A 7,723-nucleotide genomic window follows, 5' to 3' on the forward strand; every position below is an offset into this window, starting at 1 on the left:
CAGGAGATAATTTAAAAGGCAAAAAATAGATATTTCAATGTGGCCGAAACATCGCACTTATTATACAGAGTTCGACAAAAAGACGCAAGGGACTTGCCGGATTTTCGGGGAAAATGGCGCTGGTAAAATAGACCAATCTCCTGCATACAATGCAAGAGGAGAGGGGGCGGCGCGGGTGGAGGAGATACGGATTGGGCTGAAAAAGCCGGATGGCATGGTGCGTATACGGGAGGAGGGGCTTCAGGCGGTCATCTCCGCCCGGGCGGCGGATGACGGCGCGGGACTCTACAAGCTGCATCTGCTGGGAAAGGGGGACAGCCTGCTGCTGGGGACGTTGATTCCCGAAAACGGCGCGCTCTGTCTGCGCCGGACCATCCCTGTGGACCAGCTGCGCCGCCGGGGACTGTGGCCGCCCTCCGGGGCGGAGGTCCGGCTGGCCTATGCCTTTGGCCGGGAGAGGGGGGGCGGGGAGCGGCCGCCTCAGGGGTGGACCAGGGAGGATCATCCCGCCCGGCTCATGGGGGAGCGGCTGCTGAGGGAGTGCGCCGCACCCCTGAAGGGCGGCCTGACCCGGCGGGAGGGGGAGGGCTTTGTGCTGGCCCTGCCCTGGGAGCCGGGGGGCCCGTTTCCAATGACGCCCCTGTTCTGCTTTGCGTCGGCCGAGCGGGTGGAGGGCCGGGGCTACGCGGTGTTCCACTTCACCGGCAAGGGCTGTCCCCGGCTGCCGGAGAAGCCCGGAGGGGAGAAAAAGGGGCGGTGATCTCCTTGTTCCGGCGGCAATTGTGTGGTAAACTGGCCTGTAACAGCCCGGGCGGTTGTAACCCGGGCCCCAGTGCTGTATAATAATGCCTGTTGAACCAACCGCCGGCTGGCGCCCGCTTACCGGCGCATACACAAGAGACAGAGGTAGGATACCATGGATTATTTTCATCTGAACGCCGCGCCCGACGATATCCGGGCCATCAGCACCCTGGGCCTGGCCCATCTGGGGGACGGCGTATTTGAGTTGATGGTGCGTTCCTGGCTGTGCCTCCACGGCAAGGCCACCAACAAGGGTCTCCACAAGGCCACAGTGCACTATGTGGCCGCCCCCGCCCAGGCGGCGGCGGCGGAGAAGATCATCCCCCTGCTCACCGAGGAGGAGGGGGACGTGTTCCGCCGTGGGCGCAACACCAGCCCCCACTCGGTGCCCAAGGCGGCCAGCCGGGCGGACTACCAGACCGCCACCGCTCTGGAGGCCCTGTTTGGCTGGCTCTATCTCCAGGGCCGGACCGAGCGGATCAACCAGCTCTTTGAGATCATGATGGAGGAGTAAGCCCATGCCCTTGGACGCGATTTGCCTCTCCGCCGTGGCGGAGGAGCTGAAGGCCGCCGTGCTGGGCGGCAAGATCGACAAGATTTATCAGCCTGTCCGGGATGAGATCGTGATGGCAGTGCGGGGGAGCCGGGAGAACGTGAAGCTGCTCCTGTCCGCCAGCCCCAACCACCCCCGGGTGCAGCTGACCCGGATTACCCGGGAAAACCCGGACACGCCCCCCATGTTCTGCATGCTCCTGCGCAAGCATCTGACCGGCGCCCGGATTCTGGACATCACCCAGCCCCCGGTGGAGCGGCTGGTGGAGTTCAAGCTGGAGTGCCTGGACGAGCTGGGGGACCGGGTGGAGCGCCGCCTGGTGCTGGAGCTGATGGGCCGTTCGGCCAACCTGATCCTGCTGGACAGCGAGGGGCGCATCACCGACTGCGTCCGCCGGGTGGAGGGGGACCTGGCCGCGGGCAAGCGGCAGCTGCTGCCCGGTCTGTTCTACCATCCGCCCGTGCCCCAGGACAAGCGCAATCCGCTGACCCTGGAAGAGGGGGAGCTGGAGGGGCTGATTGCCGCCGCGCCCGAAGAGGGGGCGGTGGACAAGTGGCTGCTGGACACCTTCAACGGCCTCTCCCCGCTGATCTGCCGGGAGCTGGCCTTCCAGGCCGCCGGGGATTCCGCCGTCCGCTTCTGCCAGCTGGGGGAGAAGGGGAAGAAACGCCTGCTGGAGCGGATGAACGCCTTTGTAAACGCTGTAAAGGATAAAGATTTTACACCTTATATGATCCTCAAGGAGGGCAAGCCCACCGACTTCTCTTTCCTGCCCATCCTCCAGTACGGCATGACCGTGGAGCTGCGGCGGATGGAGTCTTTTGGCCAGATGCTGGACAAGTTCTACGCCGACCGGGAGAGCGCCGAGCGGGTGAAGCAGAAGGGCCAGGACCTGGTGAAGTCGGTGACCAACGCCCGGGACCGCACCGCCCGCAAGCTGAACAACCAGCGCCGTGAGCTGGAGGCCACCCGGGACCGGGAGCGGCTGCGGGAGTGGGGGGACATCATCACCTCCAACCTCCACGCCATGGAGAAGGGCATGGGGATGCTGCGGGCGGTGAATTTCTACGACCCGGAGTGCCGGGAGGCTGAGATACCCCTGGACCCGCTGCTGACGCCCCAGCAGAACGCGGCTAAATATTATAAGGAGTACAACAAGGCTAAGACCGCCGAGCGGGTGCTCACCGAGCAGATCGCCCGGGGCGAGGGGGAGCTGGAGTACCTCAACAGCGTGCTGGAGAACATCACCCTGGCCGAGGGCGAGCGGGACCTCCAGGAGATCCGCCAGGAGCTGACTGACACCGGGTACCTCCGCCGGCAGAACAAGGCCGCCAAGCGGGAGAAGCGGGTGTCGGGCAGGCCCATGGAGTTCCGCTCCTCCACAGGACTGCGGATCTCCGTGGGCAAGAACAACGCCCAGAACGATCAGCTTACCACCAAGATGGCCTATAAGAGCGACATCTGGCTCCACACCCAGAAAATCCACGGCTCCCATGTCATTCTCTGGGCCGAGGGCGGGCCGGTGGACGCACAGAGCCTGACCGAGGCGGCCATGCTGGCGGCCTGGTTCTCCCAGGGCCGGGACGGCAAGAAGGTGCCCGTGGACTACACGCCGGTGAAGTACGTGAAGAAGCCCGCCGGGGCCCGGCCGGGCATGGTGGTGTACACCACCTACCAGACCGCCTACGTGGACCCGGACGAGACGCTGGCAGAGAAGCTGAGAGTAAAGTAAAACAGAACGCCGCGAAAGGGGAACAGCCATGGAGCGCTACAACATTCTCGTGGTGGAGGACGACCAGGATATCAACCGTCTCCTCTGCAAGATTCTGGAGGGAGGCGGGTACTGCTGCCGTCCCGCCTTTTCGGGCAGCGAGGCCATGCTCTGGGCCGGGCAGTACGACTACGATCTGATCCTGCTGGACCTGATGCTGCCCGGGCTCACCGGCGAGGAGTTCATCGCCGAGCTGCGCAAGAGCAGGACCATGCCCATCATCGTCCTGTCGGCCAAGGCGGGGCTGGAGAGCCGGGTGAACGTGCTCAAGCTGGGGGCGGACGACTTCATCCCCAAGCCCTTTGACAATGCCGAGGTGCTGGCCCGGGTGGAGGCCCAGCTGCGGCGGTACCGGCAGTTCTCCTCTCCTGCGGGCGGGGGAAAGAACGTGCTCACCTGGGGGGACCTGACCCTGGACAAGGACAGCATCACCGTCACGGCGGCGGGGAAGGACGTGGCGGTCACCGCCCGGGAGTTCGAGATCCTGGCCCTGCTGATGTCCTACCCCAAGAAGGTGTTCACCCGGGAGCAGCTCTACGAGCAGGTGTGGGGCGGGGAGTACTTCGGGGACGACAACACCGTCAACGTCCATATCTCCAACCTCCGCGCCAAGCTGGCCAAGGCCTCGCCCACTGAGTATATCAAGACGGTGTGGGGCATCGGCTTCAAGATGAACGAAGAAGCGCAGGCGTAGGTCCCCGGCCGACCATGGACCGGAGCGACAGCCAAAGCCCAGGGGCCTACTTTATCCTTTCTTCACTTTTGCTTAAAGGCGAATTGTTGACTTGCCGTTATACTGGCATCACAATCCAGGAGGGACGGCGCTCCGCCCCTCCGCGAAAGAGAGGTTGATGCCGCAATGGCAGAGAGCGTTCTGGTCACCCGGAACCTGACCAAGAAATACGGTCCGGCCACCGTGGTGAACAATGTAAATCTGAACATCGAGAAGGGGCAGATCTACGGCCTGGTGGGCCGCAACGGCGCGGGCAAGACCACCATCATCCGCATGATCACGGCCCAGACCGTGCCCACCGAGGGAGAGATCGCCCTCTTCGGGGCCACCGAGCCGGGTGAGCTGGGCAAAATGCGCGCCCGCACCGGCGCCATGGTGGAGAACCCCAGCTTCTATCCCTACCTCACCGCCAAGGAGAACCTGGAGTACTACCGCATCCAGCGTGGCATCCCCGGCAAGAACTGTGTGGACGAGGTGCTCAGGCTGGTGGACCTGAAGAAGGCGGGCGGGAAGAAGTTCAAGACCTTTTCCCTGGGCATGAAGCAGCGGCTGGGGCTGGCCCTGGCCCTGATGGACCGGCCCGACCTCCTGCTGCTGGACGAGCCCATCAACGGCCTGGACCCGGAGGGCATCGTGGAGCTGCGCAACCTGCTGCTGGATCTGAACCGGGAGCGGGAGACCACCATCCTCATCTCCAGCCACATCCTCTCCGAACTGGAGAACCTGGCCACCCACTACGGCTTCATTGACAACGGCCGTATGCTGGAGCAGATCTCCGCCAAGGCCCTGAAGGAGAAGTGCCGGGCCTGTCTGGAGCTGGCGGTGGACAGCGCCCCGGCGGCGGCCCGCGCCCTGGAGCAGGGCCTGGGCGCCCGGGACTACGAGGTCCTGCCCGACAACGTCATCCGCCTGTACTGCCACCTGGACGAGCCCGCCCGGGTGACCCAGCTGCTGGTGGAGAGCGGCGTGGCCCTGCGCTCCATCGAGCAGAAGGGCGCCAACCTGGAGGACTACTTCCTGTCCCTGATCGGGGGTGTCCGCCATGGTTAAGTACATGCGCGCTGAGTTCTATAAGGTGCTCCACCGCAAGTATACCTACGGCTTCCTGCTGGTGATCCTCCTCCTGGAGGCCCTGCTGGTGGCGGGCTGGGCCTTTACCAACGCCAACGGCAACGATGTGGACTTCTCCTCCGGCGCCGGTGTCCTGGCCCTTATGATGGGGGTGGGTCTGTACTGTACGGTCCTCACCGGCGACATGGTCTACTCCGACCAGTACAAGTTCAACACCCTGAAAAACGAGGTGTCCTACGGCCTGCCCAGAGCCCGCATCTACCTGGGCAAGCTGATCGTGTCCTGTATCACCGCCCTGGTGCTGTGCGCCATTATCCTGTGCGCCTACGTGGGCATGTGCTGGGTGGTGCTGCCCCACGGTACGGGGACGGCCGATACCATAAGCCTCATCGGCTACTGTGTTCTGAACGCCCTGCCCCTGTGGCTGGGGACCCAGGCCCTGGTGCTCATGCTCTATTTCCTGTTCAGGAGCACCACGGTGGCCTCGTTCATCGTGGTCGGTGTGATCGCGGCGCTGCCCCAGATTGTGAAGCTGCTGATTACCCTGGTGAGTCCGGTGTTTGAGTATGTGTATGTGTGCATGCTGACCACGTCCCTGGAGATGGCGCCCTATGCGCCCTGGGACATGGGCCTGCTGGGCCGGAGCTGGGCCATCGGCGCCGGGTGGTTTGTGGTCACCACCCTGGTGGGGCTCATTCTCTTCCGGAAGCGGGAGATCAACTGACAAAAAGGGGGCGGCCCTGTGCTCAACTATATCAAGGCGGAGCTGTACCGGGCCGCCCACCATATGGCGGTCTACCTGGTGTCCGGCATTCTGCTGGCCCTTGCCCTCACCTTCGCCTCCATGTGGGTGGGGCCGTTCACCTTCCCCAATATGGTGGGGCTGCTGTCGACCACCATGCCGATAGGGCTCTTCATGGCCGCCATTATGGATGTAGTGGTGGTGTCCGGCGTGCACCGGACGGGCAGCCTGAAAAACGAGGTGGAGTTCGGCATCCCCCGGAGCCGGATCTACCTGGGCAAGCTGATTGCGGCCTTTCTCCTGGCGGTTATGCTGTGCGCCCTGGTGCTGGGGGGCTTTCTGGGCCTGTCCTGGCTGTTCACGGACCATGGCACCCCGGAGGAGACCCAGGTGTCCCTGGCCATTCTGGGCTATGTGGCGGCGGCCTCCTTCCCTTTGTGGGTAGGGGCGCTGGGGGTGACCCACGCCCTGTTCCTGGCCCTGAAGAACGAGGTACTGGCGGCCTGTCTGGCGGCCTACCTGCTCCTGCTGGGAGAGCCCATGACCGCCATCCTGACCATGATCAACTCGGAGGCCATTGCCGCCCCCGCCCGGCTGGTGCGGTCGGTGCTGCTGACGGCCCCCTTCTGGCAGTACCAGGGCGACCTGACCTGGCGGATGATGGCCGGGAACTGGGCCATCGGCCTGGGCTGGCTGCTGGGCAGCACAGCCGTGGGCCTGTGGGTGTTCCGCCGGACGGAAGTGCGATGACAGTCTCCCCGCCGGTTGGGGAGAGACAAGACCGCCGGGAGGCGCCCGTGGCAGCGGGCCCCCGGCGGCTTTGCCCCGTTGTACGGGGCTGATTTACCAGGGAGAAGGGAGCGGAAAAGATGCCTCTGCTGATTCTGGCCCTCATCGTACTGGGGGCGCTGTGCGTGGGTCTGGGCATCCGGGTCTACGCGGTGGAGCGCGCCCTCCGCTCCGCCGCCGGGCAGCTGCGGGAGCGGGAGAAGACGGGCAGCAGCGCCCGTATCCTCATGGCGGCCCCCAACTCCTCGGCGGAGCAGCTCATCTCTGCCGTCAACGGCCTGCTGGAGCTGCGCCAGGCGGAGGAGGCGGACTACTGCCGCCGGGAGAAGGCGCTCCGGCAGCAGATCGCCAATGTGTCCCACGACCTGCGCACGCCGCTCACCTCCATCATCGGCTACCTCCAGCTTCTGGAGGGGGACGGCCTGACCCCGGGCGAGCGGGAGGAGTACCTGAGCATCATCGAGGGCCGTGCCCGTGCCCTCCAGAGCCTCATCGGCAGCTTTTACGACCTGTCCCGGCTGGACGGGGGCGAGTACCCCATCGCCCGGGAGCGGGTGGACCTGTACGCCATCCTCAGCGAGCTGGTGGCGGGCTTTTACAACGACCTGACGGCCTCCGGGCTGGACGTGTCGGTGGACCTGGCGGAAGGGCTTCCTCTGGTGTGGGGAGATGCTGCCGCCGTGCTCCGGGTGTTCACCAACCTGATCCGCAACGCCCTGGAGCACGGGGTGGGCACCCTGTCCATCCGGCTGTACCGGGCGGGGGATACCGTGGTCAGCGCCTTCTCCAACGGGGCGGGGGGCCTGACGGAGGAGGACGTGCCCCATGTGTTCGACCGGTCCTTCACCTCGGACAAGAACCGCACCAGCCACAACGCGGGCCTGGGCCTGGCCATTGTGAAGGCCCTGGCGGAGCAGATGGGCTGCCGGACGGAGGCCTCTCTGGAGGGGCCGGAGTTCGTCATCCGGGTTTTCTGGAAGACCGCCGGGGACCGCTGAGCCCCGCAGCACCCGCCGGATCATGATCCGGCGGGTGTATTTTTATGGCGCTTCCTGTCGCGGGGCGAGGCTGCTTTACAGTGGTAAAGTATATTGACATCCGAAAATGAACATGTTATCCTTGCGGTAAACGGGTTAGCCTAACAAAAAGTTTGGTATGCTGACTCCTTGAAAGGTGGAGAACAGAATGGCAAAGATTGTACGCAAGGAAGTGCTGAATCCCAGCGTGACGCTGCTGGAAGTGGATGCGCCCAAGATTGCCCGT

The 7,723-nt window shown here is 64.5% G+C and carries 8 protein-coding genes; all 8 read left to right on the forward strand.

Annotated features, from left to right (window positions below; all coding sequences use genetic code 11):
• Positions 1-175: 175 nt before the first annotated feature.
• The 8 genes from WMO64_RS13745 (at position 176) to WMO64_RS13780 (ending at position 7,458) form a co-directional block, all read left to right on the forward strand.
• Positions 176-760, forward strand: a complete 585-nt coding sequence (locus tag WMO64_RS13745) for a hypothetical protein (RefSeq protein ID WP_349232327.1) — start codon at positions 176-178, stop codon at positions 758-760.
• A gap of 156 nt (positions 761-916) precedes the next feature.
• Positions 917-1,315 carry a Mini-ribonuclease 3 gene (locus tag WMO64_RS13750; RefSeq protein ID WP_294521069.1) on the forward strand — a complete coding sequence of 133 codons (399 nt, stop codon included), beginning with the start codon at positions 917-919 and terminating at the stop codon, positions 1,313-1,315.
• A gap of 4 nt (positions 1,316-1,319) precedes the next feature.
• On the forward strand, positions 1,320-3,086 hold the full coding sequence (locus tag WMO64_RS13755; protein ID WP_349232328.1) for an Rqc2 family fibronectin-binding protein: 1,767 nt from the start codon (positions 1,320-1,322) through the stop codon (positions 3,084-3,086).
• Positions 3,087-3,114: 28 nt separating this feature from the next.
• Positions 3,115-3,819, forward strand: coding sequence for a response regulator transcription factor (locus WMO64_RS13760; protein WP_294521063.1), 705 nt, complete (start codon positions 3,115-3,117; stop codon positions 3,817-3,819).
• A 165-nt stretch (positions 3,820-3,984) separates the two neighbouring features.
• Positions 3,985-4,908 (forward strand): ABC transporter ATP-binding protein, encoded by a 924-nt coding sequence (locus tag WMO64_RS13765; protein WP_294521060.1) that lies wholly within the window; start codon positions 3,985-3,987, stop codon positions 4,906-4,908.
• The gene (locus WMO64_RS13770; protein WP_294521057.1) at positions 4,901-5,653 is read left to right on the forward strand and encodes an ABC transporter permease; all 753 of its coding nucleotides are present in this window, start codon (positions 4,901-4,903) and stop codon (positions 5,651-5,653) included. The genes WMO64_RS13765 and WMO64_RS13770 overlap by 8 nt, the downstream gene beginning before the upstream one ends.
• An 18-nt stretch (positions 5,654-5,671) precedes the next feature.
• Positions 5,672-6,421, forward strand: coding sequence for an ABC-2 family transporter permease (locus WMO64_RS13775; protein ID WP_349232329.1), 750 nt, complete (start codon positions 5,672-5,674; stop codon positions 6,419-6,421).
• Between the two features lie 119 nt (positions 6,422-6,540).
• Positions 6,541-7,458: a sensor histidine kinase gene (locus WMO64_RS13780; protein WP_349232330.1), complete on the forward strand. Its 918-nt coding sequence runs from the start codon at positions 6,541-6,543 to the stop codon at positions 7,456-7,458.
• The last annotated feature ends 265 nt before the right edge of the window (positions 7,459-7,723 follow it).

Source organism: Pseudoflavonifractor intestinihominis (assembly GCF_040096055.1).
GTDB lineage: Bacteria > Bacillota > Clostridia > Oscillospirales > Oscillospiraceae > Pseudoflavonifractor > Pseudoflavonifractor intestinihominis.